Below are 23964 nucleotides of genomic sequence, written 5' to 3' on the forward strand. Positions count from 1 at the left end.
CTGAAAAATATGTGTTCATTATATAAGCGGAAAGCCGATTGCCAAATATACAAAACAGCGGAATCAGCTGGACGATTTTTGGGGATTTTACACGGACTTAACAAAAAACTGGACGATTTTACGATGAAGCTTAAAATCGTCCAGTTTGATGGGAAACCTCTAACCTTTTATGTCAGCTGGTATAGGAATACCGCTTTAGTAAGCGTTTACCATTATGAGGTTTGAGGGATGATTTTTTTGGGAGAAACACCGAACTGGCGTTTAAACAGACGATTGAAGTAATAAGGGTCATGAATGCCGACCTCGGCTGCCGCTTCTTTCACGAGAAAACGTCCTGAGGACAGCAGCTCGTAAGCTTTGGCCATCCTGAATTCGTTCAGGTAAGTCAGAATGCTTTGCCCGGTTTCCGTTTTGAACAGCTGACACAGGTAGGCTTCGGACAGATTGACATAAGCGGCGACCTCCGTCAGCACGATCCGTTCCGCGAAATGCCGGTGCAAATACTCCAGCACGCTGACGATTTCCGGACGGTAACTCGAACCCGGACCGGAATGCGGTTCCGCGCCGGAAAACGGATAGGCAACCCCATCCGGGTCCGAAGGATAAAGCGAGGCAGCTTGCCCCGGTATGTTTACGGCGCTGAGCGGCGGGGCTGCCGAAGCCGGCAAAATGGCGGGGGCCTTTCCAGGTTCCGTAAAAAGCACGGGCAGTACGGCTTTGCATTGCCGGATCTGCCGGTTAAGCTCCTGTACCGTGCCTGCGCCTTCCGTATAAACAATCCCCGTCTGAAGGTTGTAATACATATGCATCAGGCTGGCGATCCGGTTAGCCAGGTGCTCCGGCCATTCCGCCCCGCAATCCGGGTCGCAGCTCACGGCAAGCAGCCATCCCCCGTTCTGCAGGGTTACGGCCGACCGGTGAGCGGAATCGGGGCAAAGCTCGCCGAGCAGGCTGATTAAAGCCGGCTCCAGGCGCCCGGTTTCCTCCTGCGACAGAGGAGATGCAGGTGAAGGGACGGCCAGGAACAGCAGCACCTGTTCGCCGGGGGCGAACCCCGGAAGCGCTTCCGCTTTTGTTTTTACGGCAGGCGCTTCCGAAGGGGAAGGCAAGGGGAAAGTAGAGTTCCAGGCTTCCGCTGAAAGCTGCCTGAACGCTTTTTCGAAAAGGGAACCGGCGGAAGGAGGAAGCTGGCCATGAATCTGATAGCGGCGATCTTTCCTGTCCAGCTTGTCGGCGATTTCGTGCAGCACCTTCATAAAATTGTCCCTTTCCAGCGACAGCTTGAGCATATAGTCGTGAGCCCCCTGCTTCAGCGCTTCGCGGACCAGCTCGAAATCGTTATAGTTGCTGAGGACCAGCACCTCGCCGTCAAACGGCTCGTTTTTCAGCTGCTTGATCAGCTGGATGCCGTCCATGTCGGGCATTTTGATGTCCGTGATCACGATGTCGATGCCTGTGCCCTGTATACTTGAATTCTCCGAAACATCCGAAGCGGCGGCCGGCCGGATCGCCTCCAGCGCCGCCTGCCCGCTGGAACAGGAACCGGCATAAACAAACCGTCCGGTTTCCCAGCGGATCAGCGTTTGAACCGCATGCCGCACAATCAGCTCGTCGTCAACAATCAGCACTTTATACATACGTTTTGACCTCCTCATGAACGAAATGTACCGGCAGAACCAGCCTGGTTTTTGTTCCGTGCCCGGGTGCGCTTTCCGTGCGGAGCCCGTAAGCCTCGCCGTAATGAAGCCGGATCCTTTCGTGGACGTTGTGAATGCCGATGCCGGACAGCCGGCTGCCCGCATTGTTTTTGTGCTCAAGCTCCGCCGGATCAAACCCCTTGCCGTCATCGGCCAAGGTCAGCGTCAGATCGCCGCCGCGGACGGCAAAACGGACGGTAATAAACGTTCGTTTGCTGTTTTCGGCGCCGTGAAGGATCGAATTTTCCACGATAGGCTGCAATATGAATTTTGGCACAATGACGTCTTCATCCGGCTCGACGGCCTGGCAGTCCAGTTCAAAGGAATCCCCGTAGCGGATCCGCTGGATGTTGGCGTAATGGCGAAGATTCGCCATTTCTTTGCTTAAGGGAATCAATTCTTCCTTCACAAGAATCGTATTCCGCAGCAGCTCCGATAAGGAGCCGATGCCTTGGGTGAGCGATTCGTTGCCGCTGAGCATGGCGCTCCACTTCAGCGAATTCAGCGTGTTGAACAGAAAATGAGGATTGATCTGCGCCTGCAGCATTTTCAGCTCGGCCTCTCGTTTGGCCTGCTGCTCCAATTGTACCTGCCGGATCAGCAGCTTCAGCTCGGTCACCATGTCGTGGATCGTGATGGTCAGCTGCTGCATTTCATCCGGCGGAGCCACCGGCTTCGGAATCGGGTCGAAGCGGCCTTTGTGGATCCGTTTGGCATAACGCAGCAGGGAACGGAGCGGCGAGTTGATGCTGTCGTAAATCCAAAGCCCGATCACGCTGGAAAGGACCAAGGTCAGCAGGCAGAGCAGCACGATATTTCCCCGCAGGTCGCCAAGCTCTGAAATGATATAGGAATGGGGGATCAGACCGATCAAATACCAATTCGCCGCATCGATGTAGGTGCTGCTGACCAGATACTGCTTGGACCTGATTTTGGTCTGGAAAGCCCGCAGCGACCCCGCCTCATGCTGCCGTTCGATCCGTTCCGTCAGATCGGCCCGGTTCAGGCTGCCCTGCTGGACGGCCGGGCTATTGGAAGAGATGATGACGCCGCTCCGGTCGGTGACGTAAACGCTGCTGTCTTTGCCCAAATCGACCGATTGGAACATGTTGCGGGCGAACACTTTTTCATCCATGGCAATGACCAGATAGCCAATCTGCAGATTGAGGTTGTCGGCGGAGTAAATTTTCCGGCTGAGCGCAATGACGGTGCTCCCGCGATTGGACCGGAGATAAGACCAGTAGGCGTTCCTCGGCGCGCCTTCCGTCTGCTTGACCATGCTCCCGAGCTGGTTGTCCGGGTACCATTGATAACCCAAATCGAAAAAGCTGGACCCGTCATTGGTCATGATCACGATGTTCGAAAGATTGCTGAAGCTGAAAAACTGCGAGCCGAGCTCGTTGCGGATCCGGGTCTGCAGCGTGTTTTTATCGATATCGCTCAAAGCGGAGTAATGGGTGAGGCCGTATTGAATGGAGTCGTTAATGATGATATTTTCGCTGAGCGTTTCGTATTGCCCGAGCTCGCGGGAAATGTTCCGGGTCAGCTCCGTCAGCGTCTGGCTGGAGTAGGCGCTGATTTTTCCCGTAATGGAATTTTCGTAGATTTGATTGGAATAAAAAGCGACAATGGCGACCGGCAGCAGGGAAGTGATGAGAAAGGCGGTCAGCAGCCGGTTTTTGATGGACAGGCGCCGCAGCAGGAAAGAAGATTTCTTGTAGATGGGAGAATAGAATCCGGGACGCACTTCAGAACACCTTCTTCGGTCATCTTTTGTATCATCATAGCAGAATCTGGCGGACTGGCAACCGTCACAGGGGATGATAGTTTGCTTGCAGAGTTGACATAAATACCTAATAATGCTATATAAAAAAGGGTTAGCACTCTGGAATGATGAGTGCTAAAGAAAGTTCAAATCCATTCCTTATCCCTACCCATATTGAGCTTGAAAGGAGAACGCTTCATGGCAAAAATGCAGTTTAAAGCCGAGTCCAAACGTTTGCTGGACATGATGATTCACTCCATTTACACGCAAAAAGAAATTTTTCTCCGCGAACTGATCTCTAACAGCAGTGACGCCATCGACAAGATTTACTACAAAACGTTAACCGACGAGAACCTGACCTTCAACAAAGAGGATTATTATATTAAAGTGTCCGTGGATAAAGACAGCAGAACGCTCAAGCTGTCCGATACCGGGATCGGCATGACCCGCGAAGAGCTGGAGAACAACCTGGGCGTCATCGCCAAAAGCGGCTCCCTGGCGTTCAAAAACGAAAACGAAGCGAAAGACGGCTTCAACATTATCGGCCAGTTCGGCGTCGGCTTCTATTCCGCGTTTATGGTCGCCGATAACGTAACCGTGATCTCCAAAGCGCTGGGCAGCGACGAAGCGTTCAAATGGGAGTCCGAAGGCGCGGACGGCTATACGATTGAGCCTGCTTCCAAGGAAACGGTCGGCACGGATATTATCCTGAAAATCAAAGAAAACACGGAAGACGAGCAATATGACGAATTCCTGGAAGAATACCGCCTCAGATCCATCATCAAGAAATATTCCGACTTCATCCGTTATCCGATCAAGATGGACGTCACCCGGCAAAGAGCGGTGGAAGGCAAAGAGAACGAATATGAGGACTACACCGAAGAGCAGACGCTCAACAGCATGGTGCCGATCTGGCGCCGCAACAAAAACGAGCTGACCGACGAGGATTACCAAAACTTCTATTTTGAAAAAAGATACGGCTTCGACAAACCGCTGAAGCATGTCCACATCAGCGCAGACGGCGCTGTCGTCTATAATGCGATCTTGTTCATTCCGGAGAACACACCTTTCGACTACTATACCAAAGAGTATGAGAAAGGCCTTGAGCTCTATTCCAACGGCGTACTGATCATGGAAAAATGCGGCGACCTGCTGCCGGACTATTTCAGCTTCGTCAAAGGGATGGTTGACTCCGAGGATCTGTCGCTCAATATCTCCCGTGAGCTGCTGCAGCATGACCGCCAGCTGAAGCTGATCGCCAAAAATATCAAGAACAGAATCAAAAGCACGCTGCTCGGTCTGCAGAAGGACGAACGCGATAACTATGAAAAGTTCTACAAAGCGTTTGGCAGACAGCTTAAATTCGGCGCTTACAGCGACTTCGGCGCGAGCAAGGAGGATCTGCAGGACCTGCTCATGTTCCATTCCTCCAAGGAGAACAAGCTCGTTTCTCTCGCCGAATATGTCTCCCGCATGCCGGAGGATCAAAAATATATCTATTACGCAACCGGTGATTCGGTAGAACGCATCGAGAAACTGCCGCAAATCGAGCTGGTGGCCGATAAAGGCTACGAAATGCTTTATTTCACCGACGATATCGACGAGTTTGCCATCAAAACGATCGCCAAATACAAAGACAAAGAATTTAAAAACGTCTCCAGCGGCGATCTGGGCATCGAATCCGACGAGTCGGCGAAAGCAGCCGAAGCGGAGCAGAACGAGAACAAAGACCTGTTCGAAGCGATGGCCGGCATTCTCGGCGACAAGGTTAAAGCCGTCAAGGCTTCCAAACGCCTGAAAAGCCATCCGGTCTGCCTGTCCTCGGAAGGCGAGCTGACCATCGAGATGGAGAAGGTGCTCCGCTCCATGCCGAACGGCGAAGACGTCAAAGCCGACAAGGTGCTGGAAATCAACGTCAACCATCCGGTGTTCAGCTCCCTGAAAGCCTCCCTGGAGAGCGACAAAGAGAAGCTGGGCCTGTACACGAACCTGCTGTACAACCAGGCGCTGCTGATCGAAGGCCTGCCGATCCAGGATCCGGTGGAATTCACCAACGACATTTGCAAAGTGATGGTTTAATTCCGGGGGCAGCCGCCTTGCCGTAATATCTGCAACAGCCCAATAGCAAGTAAAAAAGCCCAAACGCAGAGAATATCTTTTCTCTCCGTCCGGGCTTTTCTTTTGCGCTGCGGCCTAGGGCCGCCTTTTTCAAATCTGATGATTCGAAACGTAAGATGTGCCTGAGGCTTGAACCGCCGGGGAATAACCCAGCTTCTGCGAAATTTCGTCCGCGGCGGCGCATACCTTCAACGCCAATTCCCCAACCCGTCCGGGCTCGAATTGAACCTCCAAACCGGCGGTGCTCAATGCCGCGATGATTTGGCCCGAATGGTCAAAGATGGGAGCGCTCAGCTCGACCGTATAATTTTCCAGTTCCGAGCGGCTGAAGCTGTATCCTTTTAACCGGGAGTCCTCCACGGCCTTCCGCAATTCCTGTTCGTCGGTGATCGTTCCGGAAGCAATCGGTTTCAAGTCCGTTGTATTCAAATAGGCTTCTCTTTCGTCCTCCGGCATGAAGGCCAAAATGATCCGGGAAGAGGCTCCGGCGTAAAGCGGGGCTTTTCTGCCGATTTTCGTGAACAGGCGGACCGGGTGGTCCGTGTCCAGCTTTTCGATATAGATGCATTCGCTGCCGTCCCTGATTACCAGGTGAACGGCCTCCTTGATGTCGTTTCTGAGCTTTTCCATAATCGGCAGCGCCGTGTGGCGGATATCCAGCCGTTCGGCCACCAGATTCCCGAATTGGAGGAACAAAAGCCCAAGCGAATATTTCCCTTCCTTGTCTTTATTCAGAAACCCCATTTCCTCCAGCGACCCTATCATGCGGTGTACCGAGGTTTTGGGAATCCCCGAAAGCTTCGCCATTTCATTGATGTTCAATTTATGATGATTCAGAAAAAGATTCAGCAGATCCATCGATCTGACTACCGTTTTGTTTTTGTTTTGCACGTGTTTCCTCCTGAAAAAATTCCCTTAGGTTTCCTATTAAGTATCAAGTATACAACCAGTTTGGCCAAAATGGCATGCCGTCTTTATCATAAATGCTGTTGAAGACAAAAATCAGACAAAATTTTTGATTTTTCTCTTGCTTTCCTTTCAATTCCTACTATAATGATCGTATATATTGGCTTTCATAATTCGGATCAATAGTTCCGAATTTCGGTACATAAAGAAAGGGGAGATGGATGAGATGGAACCAACGGTGCTTCGTGTATCCAGCAGAAAAGATATTTCAGACTTCGTGAATTCCCATCCGGTCAGCAAATCCGGTTTTAAAATTATTTTACTGGCGCTGGCCGGCGTATTCGTTGATGCTTATGATTTTACAAGCATTGGCATCGGTACGGCCCAGCTTCAGGAGCAATTTAGTTTATCGGCTGTGGAACTGGGCAGCCTGACGGCGATTATGGCGGTGGGTTCGCTGCTCGGAGCAATCTTCGGCGGGTATTACACGGACAAATTCGGACGGAACAAAATGTTCCTGGTTGACTTGTTCCTGATGGTGTTTGCGGCATTTGGTGCCGCGCTTTCCCCCAATTTCGGCTGGCTCGTCTTTTTCCGCCTGTTGATGGGAATCGGCGTAGGGCTGGACATTCCGGTGGCTTTAAGTTTTATAGCGGAGTTCAGCAACCTTAAGAAAAAGGGGAGCAACGTTACGCTCTGGTGTCCTTTATGGTTTACAGCCGCGTCGATTACGGGACTTATTGCGCTTCCTTTTTATTTGCTGGACCAGCACGAATACATCTGGAGATGGTCCGTTGGCATCGGCGGGGTTTTTGCCCTGATCGTGTTGTTCCTCCGCTATTTCTTTATGAATGAAAGCCCGCTTTGGGCGGCGCATCATTTATCGATCGAGGAAAGCGCCCAGGTGCTGCGCAAAACCTACAACATTGAAGTGGTGGTAGAGAAGGGAGCGGAAGCCGGCGGCGAAGGGCAGGCTCCAAAGGCCAAACCGTCATACAAAGCGATCTTCCAAGGCAAATACAAGCTTAGAACCTTGCTGTCCTCCATTATTACCTTCACGCAAAGCATGGAATATTTTGCGGTAGGGTTTTACATCCCGACCATTTCAAGCATTTTGTTCGGCAAAGGCGTGATCTACGCTATCGTGGGCACCATCGTTTTTAACTTGTTCGGTGCTCTCGGCGGCTTCCTTGGCGCATCGCTGAATACCCGCTGGGGGGTCCGCAAGCTGTCCATCCTCGGATACGTGCTTGCCGGGCTCGGTCTTCTGCTGATGGGCACCACCGGCAACGCATATGCCGGAATTTCCGCGGTGCTGCTGGCGGCGTTTATTTTCGGGCATGCGTTTGGCCCGGGCTCGCAAGGGATGACGATGGCAACGTTGTCTTATCCGACTGAACTCCGGGGGCTCGGAACCGGCTTCGGGCAGGGCATTACCCGGGCGGGCAGCGTACTTGGCTTTTTTCTCTTCCCGGTGGTGCTGGCGGCGATCGGCCTTTACAACACGCTGCTGCTGCTGGCGATCGTTCCTATCCTGGGCCTGCTGGCAACGCTCCTGATCAAGTGGGAGCCGATCGGACTGGACGTGGAAAACGGGAAAGACGTTGTGGCTTGATCAGCATTATTTTGTCTAGGAAAAGATTTATTTGATCTGGATTCAGGGCTTTTACCCAGAAAAAAACCTTGATTTTTACGGAAATGCCTTCAAAATAAACTATAAAATAATAACCGAATAACGGTTTTTAAGTTCCGAATTTCGGTATAAACAACGAGTTTTAATAATCAGGATTAAGCCATTCAGATTGAGGGAGTTCAAAAGCGCTTTTCCCTTTTCAGGAGGAACAGTATGGTAAACAGTAATTCAAACGGAAAGGGGATAGGGAGCGAGCCGCAAATCCTGCCGCTCGGGGATTCGGCGCTGGTAGTCAAATTCGGCGATTCCATCGGGCTTGAGACGCACAAACGGATCCGGCAGCTGTCGGAGCACCTGGAGCGGCATCCTTTTAAAGGCATGATCGAATATGTTCCGGCTTTTACGACGGTAACGATTTATTACGATCTTTGGGCGGCTGCGGGAGGGGACTTGGCAGTGACGCAGGAAGCAACAGAACGGCCCACCCCCTTTGAGAAAGTAAAATCGACCGTCCTGGAAGTGCTGTCCGACCTTAAGGATACCGGGACATCGGTGCCGAAGACGGTGCGGATCCCGGTATGCTACGGCGGGGATTTGGGGCCAGATCTGCAGGAGGTTGCGGACCGAAACGGGTTAACGCCGGATGAGGTCGTCAGAATTCACAGCTCGGCTGATTATCTGGTTTACATGCTCGGGTTTGCGCCGGGATTTGCTTATTTGGGCGGGATGTCCCCCCGGATTGCGACTCCGCGCAGAGAAACCCCGCGCCTTGCGATTCCTGCGGGAACCGTTGGCATCGCCGGTGAACAGACGGGGGTATATCCGATTGAAACCCCGGGCGGCTGGCAGCTGATCGGGAAAACGCCGGTCCGGCTGTTTGTTCCGGACAGGATGCCGCCGACCGTGCTTAAGGCCGGGGACGTTGTCCGGTTTTATCCGATCTCCCGTGAAGAGTTTGAGGACTGGGAGGAGGCGAAGTCATGAGTCTGCTTATCGGCAAACCGGGACTGCTGACTACGGTGCAGGACCAGGGACGGTTTGGTTTTCAAAAATACGGCGTGATCGTCGGCGGCGCCATGGACGCTTTTGCCCTGCGCACGGCGAACCTGCTGGTCGGCAATCCGCAGGACGCTGCGGGGCTTGAAATCACGATGCTGGGCCCGGAAATCCGCTTTGAACATACGGCGCTGATTTCGGTCTGCGGCGGCGACCTGTCGCCAAAGCTGAACGGACGGCCGTTCCCGTTATGGAGAACGGTGCTGGTTCCGAAAGGCGGCGAGCTTTCTTTCGGGAAAATGCAGCTTGGCTGCCGCGCCTATCTCGCGGTAGCGGGCGGCATCGACGTACCGCCGGAAATGAACAGCCGCTCGACCTATCTGCGGGCGGGAATCGGCGGTTACCAGGGACGCGCGCTCCGGACCGGCGATCTCCTTCCGGTCGGCGAGCCGACGCTGCTCGGCTCGCAGCTGCTTGCGCTGCTTGCACGCAGCGCGGATAAGGAGGCCGGAGCGGTCAGCCGCTGGTCGGCGGCATCAAGCCTGCGGCCCGCATATTCCGCAAATCCGGAAATCCGGGTGACCGCCGGCGCGCAATACGGCGACTTTACCGAAGAAAGCCGCGCAGGCCTGGAAAACGGCACGTTTTCGGTGCTGCCGCAATCGGACCGGATGGGCTACCGCTTTACCGGCACCCCGCTGAAGCTCGAACAGCCGGCCGAAATGATTTCGACGGCCGTTACGTTTGGCACGGTGCAGGTGCCGCCGGGCGGCGATCCGATCGTGCTCATGGCGGACAGGCAGACGACGGGCGGTTATCCGGTCATCGCGCAGGTGGCAGCCGTCGACCTGCCGCTGCTGGCACAGGTGAACCTGGGAGGCCGGGTGCGGTTCCGCCTCATTCCGCTGGAAGAGGCCCAAGACCTCCAGCTGCAGCGGGAGGCGGCGATGCAGACCCTGGAAAGCGGAATCGAAAGCCTTCGCTGATTGGATGCGGCTCTTTTGCAGGGCGGGTCTACAGTCGTTTGCTTTAGTGCATTCACGATGGAACGAGGCAGAGAAACAAGGCTGCCTGGATTTTAGATAAAGCTTTTTTATATCCGAAGGAGAGGAGGGCGGCTATGACTGACAAGGGTTATGCCAAATTGGAAATATCGAATTTGAAGGTGGAGTATTACACCAAAAACCAGCGGACCGTAGCTTTGGAAAACGTAGACCTGAAGGTGGAGGACGGCGAGTTTGTTTCCGTCATCGGTCCCAGCGGCTGCGGAAAGTCCACGCTGCTGAAAGTGGTATCCGGCCTGCTTGCTCCCGCGGCCGGCACGGCCCGGATCGACGGGCAGCCCGTCAAGGAGATTCCCGGACAGGTCGGCATGGTGTTCCAGAACGACGCGCTGCTGCCCTGGAAAACGGTGTCGGATAATATCCGGCTGCCGCTGGTCATTAAAGGACTGCCCAAAGAGGAGCAGGAGCGGGAGATTCAGCGTCTGCTGCAAATGGTCGGGCTGGAAGGCTTCGGAAACTACCATCCCAAACAGCTTTCGGGCGGGATGAAGAAACGCGTCGCGCTGGCCAGAACTTTTGCGTATGACCCTGACATTTATCTGATGGATGAACCGTTTGGACCGCTGGATGCGCAGACCCGGGTGAAGATCGGCGAGGAGTTTCTGCACATTTGGGAACGCGTCGGCAAAAGCGTGCTGTTTATCACGCACGACATCGAGGAAGCCATCGCTTTGTCGGACAGGGTGATCGTAATGTCCGCCCGGCCGGGAAGAATCAAGGCCGAATTCAAGGTCAACCTGGAGCGGCCGCGTCCTTTTTACGATATCCGCTTTGATCCCGTGTTTAAAGAACTGCAGAAAGAGATCTGGGCCCAAATGTCCAGCGAAGAATAGAAAGGAGAGGGAAATCATGGCCTCGGAACCGAAAGAGAGGGATTCAAGCCCTCCTTCCACAACTCCCGGAAGGTATAAAAGCAGAAACATCTGGCTGGGAAGAGTGATTTTATTCGTGGTAATTATCGGCCTTTGGGAGCTGCTGTCGGGCCGGGCATTTAACGCTTTTTGGGTCAGCAAACCTTCGCTGATCGCCAAGCGGATTTACGACATGACCCTGAACGGAGATTTGTGGTTCCACTTAAGCGTTACGCTGCAGGAATCCGTCGTCGGGCTGCTGATCGGGATGGTCGGCGGGACGCTGCTCGGGATTGCGATAGCGTTCAGCGGCATTTTTCAGAAATGGGTTTACCCGTACATCATGGCTTTATACAGCCTTCCGAGAGTATCGCTGGCCCCGCTCTTCATCGTCTGGTTCGGCATCGGCATGTCCTCCAAAATTTTGATGGTTGTGGCGATGGTCATCTTTGTCGCTTTTTATAACGCCTATGAGGGCGTCCGCAATATCGACAAGGACCTGCTGGATATGATGAGCACCTTCAAGGCCAAATGGACGCATAAGCTGAGCTGGGTCGTTTTCCCGTCCATTACGACCTGGATTTTGACCAGTCTCCGCCTGAATATCGGGATGGCACTCATCGGTTCGGTAATTGCCGAGCTGGTCGGCTCCAACCGTGGGCTGGGTTATTACATCACTTATTCTTCGAACATGCTGGATACGACCGGGATCTTCACCGGCCTGGTGCTGATCATGATCATCGCTGTGGCTTTGGAGCAGATCATTATCCAGATCGAACGCCGTTTGCTGAAATACCGTTAAGCCAGTCCGTTTTCGGCGCGCCCGCTCAAACTATGCGGGCCTTGACAGGCAAAGCCGGGCCGAATTCAATATCAAATCCAATTAAGAGATAGGGGAGGCATGGAAAATGAAAAAAACAAAGATTTCGATTGCTGCGCTGCTGGTACTGATGATGATGGTGCTGGGAGCGTGCGGGAACGGCAATAATTCGGCATCGTCCGGCAACGGTGCGGAGCCGGCTGAAACGGCTTCGGGTGCCGCTTCAGGCTCAAACGCCGGCAATGCCGGAGGGGCAGGATCTTCCCAGGAGCCGGTCACGATTCGCGTCGGGCTGGTCGGCGGCGGCATGACTCCGCTTATCGCGCAAATCGGCATCAACGACGGCTCTTACGAGAAAGCGGGAATCACCGTCAAAGAAGAAGATTTCAGCTCAGGCGCAGACATGGTGCAGGCGCTGGTCGGCGGCAGCCTTGATATTGCGCTCGGTTCTTACGAACACGTGCTGAGACAGCAGAAAAACGGGCTTGGCGTTAAGGCCTACGGCGAAATCTTTAACGGCGGCGGTTACGCGCTAGTAGTCAAAAAAGATGCCCCTTACCAATCCCTGGCGGATTTGAAAGGGAAAACGCTGGCCGTAACCAAAGTCGGAAGCTTGTCGGATACGGTTCTCCGCGAGGGGCTGAAAGAGGTAGGGATTGACGGGAACAAAGACGCCCAAATCATTAACGGCGGCAGCGGCGCAACGATGCTGGCTGCGATCGAAAGCGGCAAGGCGGCCGGCGGCATGGCCTCCGAGCCGACGATTTCGCAGATGGTAGCTACGGGCAATTACCGGGTGCTGTACGATCCGCCGTATGATTTTGCGGGCATCGTCGTGATGGCCAAAACGGATTGGGTGGACAAAAATCAGGACGCCATGCGCCGTTTCCTTCAGGTGAGTACCGAAATTAACGACCGTGCGCAGCAGGATCCGGCTTCAGCGGTGACAGCCATGCAGAAAGCGTTCAACCAGGTTCCTGCAGACGTCATGCAAACGGCTGTGAAAAACCAGCTGGCCAAAGTGCCGGAAGGGCTGAAAGTAACGGAAGCCGGTGCCAAAAAGGTATCCGACATCGAAATCGAACAAGGCGTCATCACCGAGGAAATTCCGTTTGACAAAACCGTTGACCTGTCTTTACTTCCACAATAAAGGAGTGACCTTCAAGACTATGGCTAAAGATTTGAGATCTTATCTGGCACAGCTGGTCCGGCAAAATGAAAACAGTCTTCGTCTGGTGGACACGGAGGTGGACCCGCGTTTCGGCATTACCGCCTATGCGGCGGCGCTTGCGGAAAAAGGCGACTATCCGGCCCTCCTGTTTAACCAGGTAAAAGGCTCGGAAATCGCCTGCATCTCTAATTTGCTTACCTCCTACGAGCGGGTGGCTTTGTATCTGGGCTGCGAAGTGCAGGATATTCCGCGGGTTTACGGGGAGAAGCTGCAAAAGCCGATCGATCCGGTCGTCGTTGAACCGTCCCAAGCTACCGTTAAGGAACGGGTGATCGAAGAGAAGGACGTTGATTTGTCGAAGCTGCCGATTCCGGTGCATAACGAGCTCGACGGTGGCCCTTACCTGTCCGCAGGCGTCATGATTATCCGTGATCCTGATTCGGGACAGATCAACGCCGGCATTTATCGGCACCAAATCTTCAACGAACGCGATATGGGCGTCTGGTTTCTGGGGGCGCACCACGGCGGCCTGATCTATAAAAAATATAAGCAGCAGGGCAAACCCGCCCCGATCGCCATTGCGCTGGGCCACCATCCCGGCTTTCTGATGGGCGCCGTATCCCGGGTACAGGGCATCGGCGGCGAATACGAAGCGGCGGGCGCCTTGATGGGCGAAGCGCTTGAGCTGGTCAAGGCCGATACCTCCGATCTGCTGGTTCCGGCGCATGCCGAAATCATTCTGGAGGGCGAAATTCTGCCGGACAACGACCATGCGGAAGGGCCTTTTGGCGAATGGCCGGGCCATTACCTCGGCGGCGGCTCCGTGCCGACAATCCGCATCACCCGGATTACCCACCGGAACAACGCGATTTTCCAGGACATCGTCGCATCTGGACGCGAGCATCTGGTGGTAGGCGGCGTGCCGCGTTCGGGCAGCATTTATCAAACGGTTAAACAAGTCGTGCCGAGCCTGAAGACGGTTAACGTGCCTTTCTACAGCCGGATGAACTGCTATATTTCGCTTCGCAAAGAACGAGATTCGGACGTGAAAAAAGCGGCCTTTGCCGCGCTGAATACCGAGCAGGAAAACCTGCGCCACATCGTGGTCGTAGACGAGGACATCGACGTGTTTAACGGGGAAGAAATCGCCTGGGCCATAGGCACCCGTTTCGATGCCGAGCGGGATCTGCTCGTGATCCCGAAATGGAACGGCCCGGGCGGACTGCTCCCGACCAACTGGGAGTATAACGCCGAAGGCAAAAACACGCCGCGCATGTCCAGCGCCGTGGTCGTGGACGCGACCAAACCCGCGCCGCCGGTCGTCTTTCCGAAGCGAGCAGTCGTTCCGCGCGAGCAGGTGGAGCTTGCGGAGCTGCAGGCGCTGCGTCATTTGAACGCAGAAGAGAAAAGCAAGTGGCTGCCGGAATAAAGCGGCAATCTATAATTTTTTAAACCTTTTTAAGCCTCAAGCCCATTCCGGAGGCCTGACTTGTTCAGGCGCCGCAATGGGCTGGGGCTGGCTGTTTCTTATCGGAAACCGGCAGTTTTACAGATTGGCCGTGAACAAACAATGGGAGGGAAAACAAACCATGACTATCGTAGATTTGAACAGCGACATGGGCGAAAGCTTTGGCGCTTATACGCTGGGGAATGACCAGGAAGTTTTGAAATACGTGACGTCCGCGAATATCGCCTGCGGTTTCCACGGGGGAGATCAGGCCACGATGCGCAAGACGGTAAAGCTGGCGCTCGAGAGTGGCGTAGCGATCGGCGTGCATCCAGGGCTGCAGGATCTGATCGGCTTCGGCCGGCGGGATATGGATATTTCTCCTCAGGAGGCTTACGATCTCGTAGTCTATCAAATTGGCGCTTTGTGGGCTTTCGTTAAAGCCGAAGGCGCCCGATTGCAGCATGTGAAAGCACATGGCAATTTGTACAATATGGCCGTCAAAAACGCGGCGCTGGCCGAGGCGATTGCCGAAGCGGTTTATAAGGTCGATCCCGAGCTGATCCTGTACGGTCTGGCCGGAAGCGAGCTGCTTACCGCCGGAAACAAAGCGGGCTTGCGTACGGTCAGCGAGGTGTTTGCCGACCGTACGTACCAGGCGGACGGCTCGTTGACCTCGCGCCGGCTGCCCAATTCCATGATCACGGATGACGAAATCTCCTTGAAGCAGGTGATCCGGATGGTCAAGGAAGGCAAGGTCTTGTCGCAGCAAAACATTGACGTTCCGATTCAGGCGGATACGATCTGTATTCACGGCGACGGGATTCATGCCGTAGAATTTGCAGCCAAAATCAGAACGTCGCTGGAGGCCGCAGGGATCACCGTTCAGGCACCAGGCAAAACATTCGGACAAAACGCCTGACGGGCGCACGAAGGAGGAGAAACCGTGGAGAAACTTCATTTACGGACCGATGTGTTGATTATTGGCGCCGGAGCGGCCGGCATGATGGCGGCCCGGGCGGCGGCGGACGAAGGTGCCGACGTTATTTTGACCGACAAAAGTTTGATCGGCCGGGGCGGAGCGACCATTCTGGCGCAGATGACCGTAGCCGTAGCTTTGGGAGAAGCGGAAGAGGATAACCCGCAGGTCCATTTCGAGGATACGATGAAAGGCAGCCGTGGGCTGGCCGATCCGTCCATTGTCCGTGCGATCGTGGACCGGGGGCCGGAGGTTATTTTGGAGGCGGAGCGTTACGGGGTCAAATGGGCGCGGACGCCTGAAGGCAAACGATCCCAGGCTTTTGCGCCAGGGCACTCCAAAGCGCGCTGCGTTTACGTGGATATTTTGAACACGGGCGGCGCGACATCCGCCGGGTTAAAGAAATCCATCTGGCGGGATCCGAAGATCAAACGCCTGAAAAATATCATGATTACCAAAATCGTCGTCGAGGACGGAAAAGCGGTTGGAGCCGTCGGCTTTGAAATGGAGCAGTACCGGCCGGTCAGCATCGCGGCGTCCTCGATCATCCTGGCGACGGGCGGCCTGACGGAAGCGTTCGCCCGCAACAGCGCCTCCGCCAACATGACCGGCGACGGTTACGTACTCGCGGCTGAAGCGGGCGCAGAGGTGCGGGATATGGAAATGGTGCAGTTTTTCCCGATTGCCCACTTGTTCCCGCCGCTCGTAGGCATCGATCCGATTATGTGGGATCCTTTCCGCTACAAGCTCGGCGGCCGTCTCTTAAACGGCAATGAAGAAGAGTTTATGGATAAATACAACGGCGAGGTGGCAGGCCGGTATACGGCTGCGCGCGACCAGACTACTCTGGCTATTTTCCGCGAGGTCGAAGCCGGCCGCGGCACGCCGCACGGGGGAGCTTACCTCGATTTCCGGATGGTGCCGGAGGAGAAGCTGAAAGAAGCGTTCGGCCCGGTCATCGACATTTTGCGGAACCAGGGCGTGGACCTGACCAAAGACATGGTCGAAGTCGCCCCGATGGCGCATTTTATGCTCGGCGGCGTAAGAGTGGATGACGCCATGCGGACGCGGGTGCCGGGATTGCTGGCTTCTGGCGAGCTGATCTACGGCATGCACGGCGCGAACCGTCTGTCCGGCAACGCTATCACGGAAGCGCTGGTCACGGGCCGGATTGCGGGCGAAACCGCGGCTCGCGAGAAAAACGAAATCGACGAAGCGGCGGTCCGCCAAGCGCTGGAGGAAGAAACCGCCGTGCTGGAGCGTTTCTGGCATCCGCAGCCAGTCGAGAAGGACACGGCTTCCCTGCAGGCCTACAAACGCAAGCTTCAGCAGGTGATGTGGCAGGGCGCCGGACCGCTCCGGACGGAAAGCGGGCTGCTTGAAGCGCAGAAAGCGCTGGCTGGCCTGAAGGAAGAGCTGCAGGCCATTTCGCTTGCCCGGCCGAGCAAGTTTGCGTTAAGCCTGATTGAAAAAATCGAGGCGGCCAATCTGCTTAAAATCAGCGAAGCCATCATTTTGGGTGCGCTGGCCCGCAAGGAAACACGCGGTGCGCACGTCCGTCTGGACCATGACGAAACGATGGATGTCCCATTGAGCTCAAGCTTTGAACTGAACGGAGACGGGGAATGGACGCTCCGGCAGATCGAATTGCCTGCTGCCGTTAAATAAGAAAGCCCCATAGAGGTTTAATCAGAAGGGAGATTTGCATGATGCCGGTTGTCAATTTAAACGTCCTGCGCGGAGATGCCGAAAACGGTGAATATACCGAACAGTTTGAGGTCCCTTATGAGGACGGAATGAGCCTGCTGGACGCTATTTTCTGGATTCGGGAACATCAGGATCCTTCTTTTTCGGTCAGATATTCCTGCCGTTCGGCGAATGCCTGCAAGGAATGCTCCGCACTCGTAAACGGGAAAGCGGGGTATCTGTGCAGCATCCGCGCCGTGCCGGACACGGAGGTCAAAATCGAGCCGCTGCGCGCTTTGCCGTGGATCAAGGATCTGGCGACAGGGCTGGAGTGAGCCGAGGGTGCTTTCGAAGCAAGTTTTATTGCGAAGTATTTTCTATAGAAGTAGTCCTTCATAAAACTTTTAGGAGGAACCAACCATGGCCTGGTTTCAGCCTCGCAGCTTAAGCGAAGCGCTTGAGCTGCTTTCCGGGAATCGTTCCCGCATCGTGTGCGGGGGAACGGATTTGTTTGTCAACGGGCAGCGTTATTTGAACGAAGCCGAACCGGCCGATTGGGTCGACATCGGCCGGGTGAAGGAGCTGAAGCAAGTCCGGCGCACCGAAGCCGGGCTTGAAATCGGCGCAGCGGTAACGGCGGCGGAAATTTGGCAGGACCAGCGGTTTTCGTCCGTGCCGGCGCTGCAGCAGGCAGCCAAAACCGTCGGCGGATGGCAGATCCAGAACCGGGCTTCGCTTGGCGGGAATGTTGCCAACGCTTCGCCTGCCGCCGATATGGTGGTCCCTCTGGCGGCCTACAGAGCCGAGGTCCGGCTTGCCGGCAAAGACGGAACCCGGACCGTTCCGGTCTCCGAATTTATTACCGGCCCCAAACGTACGGGTCTCCGATCAGGGGAACTGATCGTTTCGCTGTTTATTCCATCGGCAAACCTGGATGTCCCGCAGGTCTTTTTGCGTCATGACCAGCGTTCGGCAACCGATATTTCCATCGTGTCCGTTGCGCTCCTGCTGAGCGGCAGGGGGCAGCGGATCGATTGGGGAACGGCGGCCGTCGGCGCTGCTGCCCCTAAACCTTTTGTCCTCAGCGAAGAAGAAGAGCAAAGCTGGAAAGGCGAGCTGAATGCCGACAAGCTGAAAAAGCTGGGCAACCTGTACGCCGGTGCAAGCTCGCCTATAACGGATGTGAGGGCAAGCGACGAATACCGCCGCGCTCTGGTCGGTACTTATGTGCAGCGTGCAGCCAAGCTGCTGCTGGATCAGATCGCGGGAAACGAGAAGGAGGAAAACCAATGACGGACCAAAAGCTGACCGTAGCGATGTCGGAAAGCGACCGTACGCTTAAGCTGTTGACGGGGGCGCGCAGCATCCCGGGTTATTCGATAGAGGTGCAGCAAGAATCGATTGAGGATATTTTTGTGAAGCAGATTTCCGAAGCCGCTTATGACGTCTCCGAACTTTCCCTGGCTTCTTATTTGATTGCCAGAGGCGGAGGAGACGCGCGGCTGACCGCGGTTCCGGTGTTCCTTTCCCGTTCTTTCCGCCATAACGCCATTTATGTCCGCTCCGACAGTCCCTGGCAGCATCCTTCCGAGCTCAAAGGGCGGAAGTTCGGGTTCCCCGAATACCAGATGACGGCAGCGGTTTGGGTGAGAGGCATGTTCCGCGACGAGTGGGGCATTGCCAACGAAGACATGCAGTGGTTTACCTTCCGCCCCGAAAGGGTTCCCGTCGATATTCCGGCGGTGCTGACCGAAGGGGATATTTTTGCGGCGCTTGTAGAAGGTAAGGTGGACGCGATCATGACGGCTCGCCGCCCGCCGGCCCACCTGTTTCCGGCCTCGGGAGAAGGTGGGGTTCTTCGCCGCCTGATTCCGGACGTGTGGAACGTGGAACGGGAATATTACGGCCGAACGGGGATTTTTCCGATTATGCACTTGGTTTCGGTCAACGCGGAGACGGCCCGGCAGCACCCGGATCTTCCGGAACAGCTGTACAAACAAATGCTGGAAATCAAGGATGAAGGCATCTCCGGCATGCTGGAGACGATCAAAAACTATACATCGGCGCCGTTCCTATGGGAATCCGTGGAAAGCTCGGCCAAGCTGATGAACGGGGATTTGTGGCCGTATGGCCTCAAGCAGAACCGGGCCCAAATCGAAAAATTTATCACTTACCTGCAGGCGGACGGTCTGCTGCACCGCAGCCTTTCCCTCGAAGAATTGTTCCACGAGTCGGTGCTGAACACCTAAACAAACTAGGGAGGCGGTTTTGTGAGCGCTGGACGACAAGACGACAAAATCAGGCTGAACCTTAACGGGCAGGAAGTAGAGTGGGCGGGTGAACCCGCCGCGTCGCTGGCGGACGTGATCCGTGAAAGCGAAGGACTCACCGGAACCAAAATCGGCTGCCGGACCGGGGAATGCGGCGCGTGCACGGTGCTGCTGGAAGGACAACCGGTCGTCTCCTGCCTGATTCCCGCGGCTTCCGTGCAGGGGCAGCAGGTAGAAACGATTGAAGGGCTGGCGCGCCAGCCCGAATTTCAATCGCTGATGGCGGCTATGCAGGAGAACGGCGGCGTGCAGTGCGGATTCTGCACCCCCGGCGTCATGGTGACGCTTTGGGCCTGGCTGCAGAATCCGGCTTTGTTTAACGGGGACGTCGGTGCTGCGCTGAAAAACAACCTGTGCCGCTGCACGGGTTATGTGGGCATCATTCGTTCGGCCGAGCAGGTTTTGGCGGCGAGGGGGGCGAGCTTATGAGCGAGCTTAGAAAAAAATCACCCGCCGACCTCGGCGCGAAACTTGCCGGCGAAACCCGTTATTTGCATGACATGAATTTCCCCGGGCAGCTGGTAGGGGCTATCTACCGCAGCCCTTACGCTCACGCCCGCATTCTTTCCATAAACGTAGACAAAGCCCGCGAAGTGGAAGGTGTCGTGGCGGTGATCACGGCGGACGATGTGCCGGACCATAAATATGGGCCGACCAAATTCAAGGATTGGAACATCCTTGCCAAAGACCGGGTTTTGTTTATCGGCGACGAGATCGTGGCGATTGCAGCCGAAACGAAAGAGGCGGCCCGGCGTGCGCTCGAGCTGGTGGAAGTGGAATTCGAGCCGCTTCCCGGCGTATTCGATCCGGAAGAGGCCATGAAACCGGAAGCGCTGCTGCTGCATGGAGAAGTGGAAGCCAACCTGCCTATGCACGTCAGCGTAAGCCGAGGGAATGTGGAGGAAGGGCGGCAGCAGGCGGCGGTCGTCAAAGGCGGCCGGTATTATTCCAACCGTGTTTATCAGGGGCATCTGGAACCGGTCGGCGCGATTGCCAGCTGGTCCGACGAAGAGGGCATCACCATCTGGGCTCCTTCGCACATCCCGTACCGGGCAAGGGAAACCTATGCGGCCGGTTTCGGACTGCCGGAAGATAAGGTGAGAATCATCGTACCGCCGATCGGGGGTTCCTTTGGCTCCAAATATGTCCTGAAGGTGCATGTGATTGCGGCGGCGCTGGCGATGGTGACCCGCAGGCACGTCAAAATCATCCTGGACCGGTACGAGGATATGATTACGGCCCACCCCCGTGTTCCTTTGACCTTCGATATCGAAATCGGGTCGGATGCGGAGGGTCATTTCGTTTATAAAAAGCTTACCGTTTATGCGGATGCCGGAGCACGGGTTTACTGGAGCCCTAACGTGGTTTCCACCGTGTGCACCCGGGCGGACAATATCTATCATTTCCGCAACGTCCAATCGGACGGTTATCTTTGTTACACGAATAACAGTCCCACAACGTGCATGCGCGGCTTCGGCAATGCGGAGATGCTGTTTGCGGTGGAGAGCGTCATTGATGAGCTGGCGCTTGCGCTGGACATGGACCCCGCCGAGCTGAGGCTGAAAAACATCGTCCACCAAGGCGATACGACGCTGCACGGCTATCGTCTTGACACCTGCAGGCTGGATGAATGCATTGAAAAAGTGAAGGAGCTGTCCGGCTGGGACCGGCGCTCTTCGCTGCCGCCTTACCGGGGGCTTGGCCTTGCGGTGGCGAACCACGTCTCCGGATTCCGGGCGATCGACCCCCGTTTCGACGGCTCGACGGCGGTCATCCGCCTGAAGCAAAACGGGGAGATCGAGGTGGAAACCGGGGAGATTGAGCTTGGACAGGGCATGTCTTTGACGTATGCCCGTATTGCGGGGAAAGTTCTCGGCATTCCGGAAGAAGCCGTTTTGGTCAAATCGGGCGATACCGGCCGTTACCCGTTCGGCATTGGCACCCTGGCTTCGCGCAGTACGGTGATGGGAGGCAATGCCGTGCAAAAAGCCGCGTCATCGCTGGCCCGCAAGCTGACGGAACTGGCTCGGGAGATGTTTGACGAGACCGCGGAATACCGGGAAGGGGCCGCCGTTTGCGGCGGAAAAACTTATGCCTTAAGCGAGCTGGCCGCCTGGTATCGGACCCGGCATGCAGGCGAAGAACTCGAGATCAAGGAGACCTACGTGCCGGATACCGTGCTCCCGGACGCTACGTATTTCGGTCATCCTTCGCCGAATTATCCATTCGCGGCCCACGTCGCCGAAGTTGAAGTTGACCCGGATACGGGCAGAACCAAAGTGACCGGATATTGGGCAGTACATGATTCAGGCACCATTATTCATGAAACGATGGCCAAAGGCCAGGTTTTGGGCGCGATCGCCCAAGGCGTCGGCTGGGTGACGATGGAGGATCTGCTGGTCAAGGAAGGAAAAGTCATGAACCCTTCGATGATGGATTACCGGATGCCGGGGGCGGGCGATATGCCGAAGGCGGAGGTCTTTTTTATCCAGGGGGCGGATCCAAACGGGCCGCTTGGCGCCAAATCGATCGGCGAGGTGGCGCTTGATCCGGTGCCCGGCGCCATCGCCAATGCGATTGCCCATGCGACGGGCAAACGGGGGTATACCCTGCCGCTGTCGGCGGAAAAGGTATGGAAATCGCTGCAGAACGTATAGGCCACAACCGGCGGGAGCCGGAGCCGGCTCATCCGGTTGTGCGGGCGGGAGGGAGAAACGATGGAAGAAATCATCCGGATTTTGCAGGACTGTGAATCAAACGGTGAAACCTGCGTCATCGCTGCCGTCGTGGATGTGGACGGCTCCGCTTACCGCAGGGAAGGCGCACGCTGCGTTATTTTGGAGCATGGCGAAATCAGGGGCATCCTCAGCGGAGGCTGCATTGAAGAGGACTTGAAGGAACATGCCGCGGAAGTATTTGCCACGGGAGTTCCCCGCCGTTTGAATTACGATTTCCGGGCGGGAGAAGATGAGGTATGGGGTCTGGGCGTCGGCTGCAACGGAGCAGTTGGCATCTGGCTGGAATTGTACGATCCTGTCCGTTTTCCGGAGGAGTCGGAGCAGCTGGCCTCCGATTATCGCCGCCGCCAAACGAGCCGGATTCCCTATGAGACGGTAACGGTTCTGGCTTCCTCGGACCCGCTTGTCCATCCTGCCGGCAAGCGTTGGACGGCTTCCGCCGATCCCTCCGCGCCGGGAACTTATGCCGGACAGTTCCGCAAGGGGCAGACCGCAGGCCTGGTGAAAACGGTGAAGGACGGGGCCGTGCTGGAACTGCTGGTGGAGCTTGTCCGTCCTGTTCCCGAGCTGGTCGTTGTCGGCGTGGGCGAAGATGCGCGCGTTCTAAGCGACTTGGCCAAACAGCTCGGCTGGAAGGTCAGCCTCTTGTACCATAACACGGACAAGGCGACTCGGCAGCATTTCCCGGGTGTGGACGATGTCCTGATCGTCCCGCGTTTGGCTTTTGCGCAGGCCGACGTGGCAGGCAAATTTGTGGTGGTCATGACCCACAACCTGGAGCTGGACCGTGAAGCGGTCCGGCAGCTGATCCGGGCCGACATTGCTTATATGGGATTGGTTGGCTCTAAATACAGGCTGGAGCAGATTTTGAACTATATTTACCGGGAGGAACCGTCGTTTGATGCCGGACTGCTGGATAAGCTTTATTCGCCGGCGGGTTTGGACATCGGCGCGGAGACGCCCGAAGAGATTGCGCTCAGCATTTTGGCGGAGGCGGCGGCCTGCCGCAGCGGCCAAAGCGGCGGTTTTCTGCGCGACCGCAAAGGTCTCGGAAACGTTGGAGGCAGCGTTCGCAGCGTTCCTCCTATTCCCGGGGCCGGCCAGACCGGTGCAGCAAAGCCGACGGCACGGCATCAGGAGGAGCACAGCCATGCTTGAGCGGATCAGCGTGCTGATCCTGGCCGCAGGCTCCTCCAGCAGGATGGGCACGCCGAAGATGCTGCTGCCCGCTCCTGAAGGCAGCTTGCTGAGGCAGACGGTCAGCCGCGTCCTGGCCGCAGGGCCGCTGCATGTGGCGGTCATAATGTCCAAAAACGGCCCGGTCGGACGTGAGCATCTGGTCGGCCTGCCGGCGGAATGGCTGGAAACGGACCGGTCGCGGCTGGGTCTCGGAGACTCGCTGGCTGCGGGCATCTCAACGCTTGCGGCTGGCCGGTCTCCGCTTGGCATCATGGTGCTGCTCGGCGACCAGCCGCTGATCGATCCCCGGCTGATCCGCCGCGCAGCGGAGCTCTACTTGGAAAGCAGGGCGCCGATCGTTCAGGCCCGCTACACGGACCGTCCGGCCCATCCGGTTTTATTTGACGCGACCCTTTTTCGCGAGCTTGAAAGCTTGTCAGGCGATGAGGGGGCGCGGAAGCTGCTTCAGAAATACAAATCCCGGATCCGCTACGTGGACGCCGGATTTCCGGCGCCGGGCGATATAGATACGCCCCAGGACTACGAAAGATATATCCGGGAAATAGCGGATGTCTGACCGCCGA

The 23964-nt window shown here is 56.0% G+C and carries 20 protein-coding genes; 17 read left to right on the plus strand and 3 right to left on the minus strand.

Annotated elements, in window-relative coordinates; all coding sequences use genetic code 11:
- Positions 1-212: 212 nt before the first annotated feature.
- Together AC3ZPD_RS08995 and AC3ZPD_RS09000 are read right to left on the minus strand one after the other, a co-directional pair.
- Positions 213-1637: a response regulator transcription factor gene (locus AC3ZPD_RS08995; RefSeq protein WP_490983957.1), complete on the minus strand. Its 1425-nt coding sequence runs from the start codon at positions 1635-1637 to the stop codon at positions 213-215.
- On the minus strand, positions 1630-3444 hold the full coding sequence (locus AC3ZPD_RS09000; RefSeq protein ID WP_490983958.1) for a sensor histidine kinase: 1815 nt from the start codon (positions 3442-3444) through the stop codon (positions 1630-1632). Before AC3ZPD_RS09000 ends, AC3ZPD_RS08995 begins: the two co-directional genes overlap by 8 nt.
- 216 nt (positions 3445-3660) lie before the next feature.
- Between AC3ZPD_RS09000 and htpG the strand changes: the two genes are divergently transcribed.
- A complete protein-coding gene (gene htpG, locus AC3ZPD_RS09005) occupies positions 3661-5541 on the plus strand; it encodes a molecular chaperone HtpG (RefSeq protein ID WP_490983959.1) in 1881 nt (626 codons plus the stop codon).
- Positions 5542-5670: 129 nt separating this feature from the next.
- Here the strand turns inward: htpG and AC3ZPD_RS09010 are convergent, their stop codons facing one another.
- On the minus strand, positions 5671-6471 hold the full coding sequence (locus tag AC3ZPD_RS09010; protein WP_490983960.1) for an IclR family transcriptional regulator: 801 nt from the start codon (positions 6469-6471) through the stop codon (positions 5671-5673).
- 241 nt (positions 6472-6712) lie between these two features.
- Between AC3ZPD_RS09010 and AC3ZPD_RS09015 the strand changes: the two genes are divergently transcribed.
- The 16 genes from AC3ZPD_RS09015 (at position 6713) to AC3ZPD_RS09090 (ending at position 23957) form a co-directional block, all read left to right on the plus strand.
- Positions 6713-8101 carry an MFS transporter gene (locus AC3ZPD_RS09015; protein ID WP_490983961.1) on the plus strand — a complete coding sequence of 463 codons (1389 nt, stop codon included), beginning with the start codon at positions 6713-6715 and terminating at the stop codon, positions 8099-8101.
- A gap of 231 nt (positions 8102-8332) precedes the next feature.
- The gene (gene pxpB / locus AC3ZPD_RS09020; RefSeq protein ID WP_490983962.1) at positions 8333-9103 is read left to right on the plus strand and encodes a 5-oxoprolinase subunit PxpB; all 771 of its coding nucleotides are present in this window, start codon (positions 8333-8335) and stop codon (positions 9101-9103) included.
- Positions 9100-10101: a 5-oxoprolinase subunit C family protein gene (locus AC3ZPD_RS09025; RefSeq protein ID WP_490983963.1), complete on the plus strand. Its 1002-nt coding sequence runs from the start codon at positions 9100-9102 to the stop codon at positions 10099-10101. The genes pxpB and AC3ZPD_RS09025 overlap by 4 nt, the downstream gene beginning before the upstream one ends.
- Positions 10102-10235: 134 nt before the next feature.
- Positions 10236-11012, plus strand: coding sequence for an ABC transporter ATP-binding protein (locus AC3ZPD_RS09030; RefSeq protein ID WP_490983964.1), 777 nt, complete (start codon positions 10236-10238; stop codon positions 11010-11012).
- A 16-nt stretch (positions 11013-11028) separates the two neighbouring features.
- Positions 11029-11832, plus strand: coding sequence for an ABC transporter permease (locus AC3ZPD_RS09035; protein ID WP_490983965.1), 804 nt, complete (start codon positions 11029-11031; stop codon positions 11830-11832).
- 106 nt (positions 11833-11938) lie between these two features.
- A complete protein-coding gene (locus tag AC3ZPD_RS09040; RefSeq protein WP_490983966.1) occupies positions 11939-13000 on the plus strand; it encodes an ABC transporter substrate-binding protein in 1062 nt (353 codons plus the stop codon).
- Between the two features lie 19 nt (positions 13001-13019).
- A complete protein-coding gene (locus AC3ZPD_RS09045) occupies positions 13020-14450 on the plus strand; it encodes a UbiD family decarboxylase (RefSeq protein ID WP_490983967.1) in 1431 nt (476 codons plus the stop codon).
- A gap of 160 nt (positions 14451-14610) precedes the next feature.
- Entirely contained in the window at positions 14611-15390 is a 780-nt protein-coding gene (locus AC3ZPD_RS09050; RefSeq protein ID WP_490983968.1) for a LamB/YcsF family protein, read from the plus strand.
- A gap of 24 nt (positions 15391-15414) precedes the next feature.
- Positions 15415-17115 carry an FAD-binding protein gene (locus AC3ZPD_RS09055; protein WP_490983969.1) on the plus strand — a complete coding sequence of 567 codons (1701 nt, stop codon included), beginning with the start codon at positions 15415-15417 and terminating at the stop codon, positions 17113-17115.
- Positions 17116-17153: 38 nt separating this feature from the next.
- Entirely contained in the window at positions 17154-17468 is a 315-nt protein-coding gene (locus AC3ZPD_RS09060) for a 2Fe-2S iron-sulfur cluster-binding protein (protein ID WP_490983970.1), read from the plus strand.
- Between the two features lie 85 nt (positions 17469-17553).
- The gene (locus AC3ZPD_RS09065) at positions 17554-18426 is read left to right on the plus strand and encodes an FAD binding domain-containing protein (RefSeq protein WP_490983971.1); all 873 of its coding nucleotides are present in this window, start codon (positions 17554-17556) and stop codon (positions 18424-18426) included.
- Positions 18423-19382 carry a substrate-binding domain-containing protein gene (locus tag AC3ZPD_RS09070; RefSeq protein ID WP_490983972.1) on the plus strand — a complete coding sequence of 320 codons (960 nt, stop codon included), beginning with the start codon at positions 18423-18425 and terminating at the stop codon, positions 19380-19382. Before AC3ZPD_RS09065 ends, AC3ZPD_RS09070 begins: the two co-directional genes overlap by 4 nt.
- A 21-nt stretch (positions 19383-19403) precedes the next feature.
- Positions 19404-19892 carry a (2Fe-2S)-binding protein gene (locus AC3ZPD_RS09075; protein WP_490983973.1) on the plus strand — a complete coding sequence of 163 codons (489 nt, stop codon included), beginning with the start codon at positions 19404-19406 and terminating at the stop codon, positions 19890-19892.
- On the plus strand, positions 19889-22120 hold the full coding sequence (locus AC3ZPD_RS09080) for a xanthine dehydrogenase family protein molybdopterin-binding subunit (protein ID WP_490983974.1): 2232 nt from the start codon (positions 19889-19891) through the stop codon (positions 22118-22120). The genes AC3ZPD_RS09075 and AC3ZPD_RS09080 overlap by 4 nt, the downstream gene beginning before the upstream one ends.
- 60 nt (positions 22121-22180) lie before the next feature.
- A complete protein-coding gene (locus AC3ZPD_RS09085) occupies positions 22181-23359 on the plus strand; it encodes an XdhC family protein (protein WP_490983975.1) in 1179 nt (392 codons plus the stop codon).
- Positions 23352-23957, plus strand: a complete 606-nt coding sequence (locus AC3ZPD_RS09090; RefSeq protein ID WP_490983976.1) for a nucleotidyltransferase family protein — start codon at positions 23352-23354, stop codon at positions 23955-23957. The genes AC3ZPD_RS09085 and AC3ZPD_RS09090 overlap by 8 nt, the downstream gene beginning before the upstream one ends.
- Positions 23958-23964: the final 7 nt, after the last annotated feature.

The sequence above is a fragment of the Paenibacillus mobilis genome (assembly GCF_058267595.1).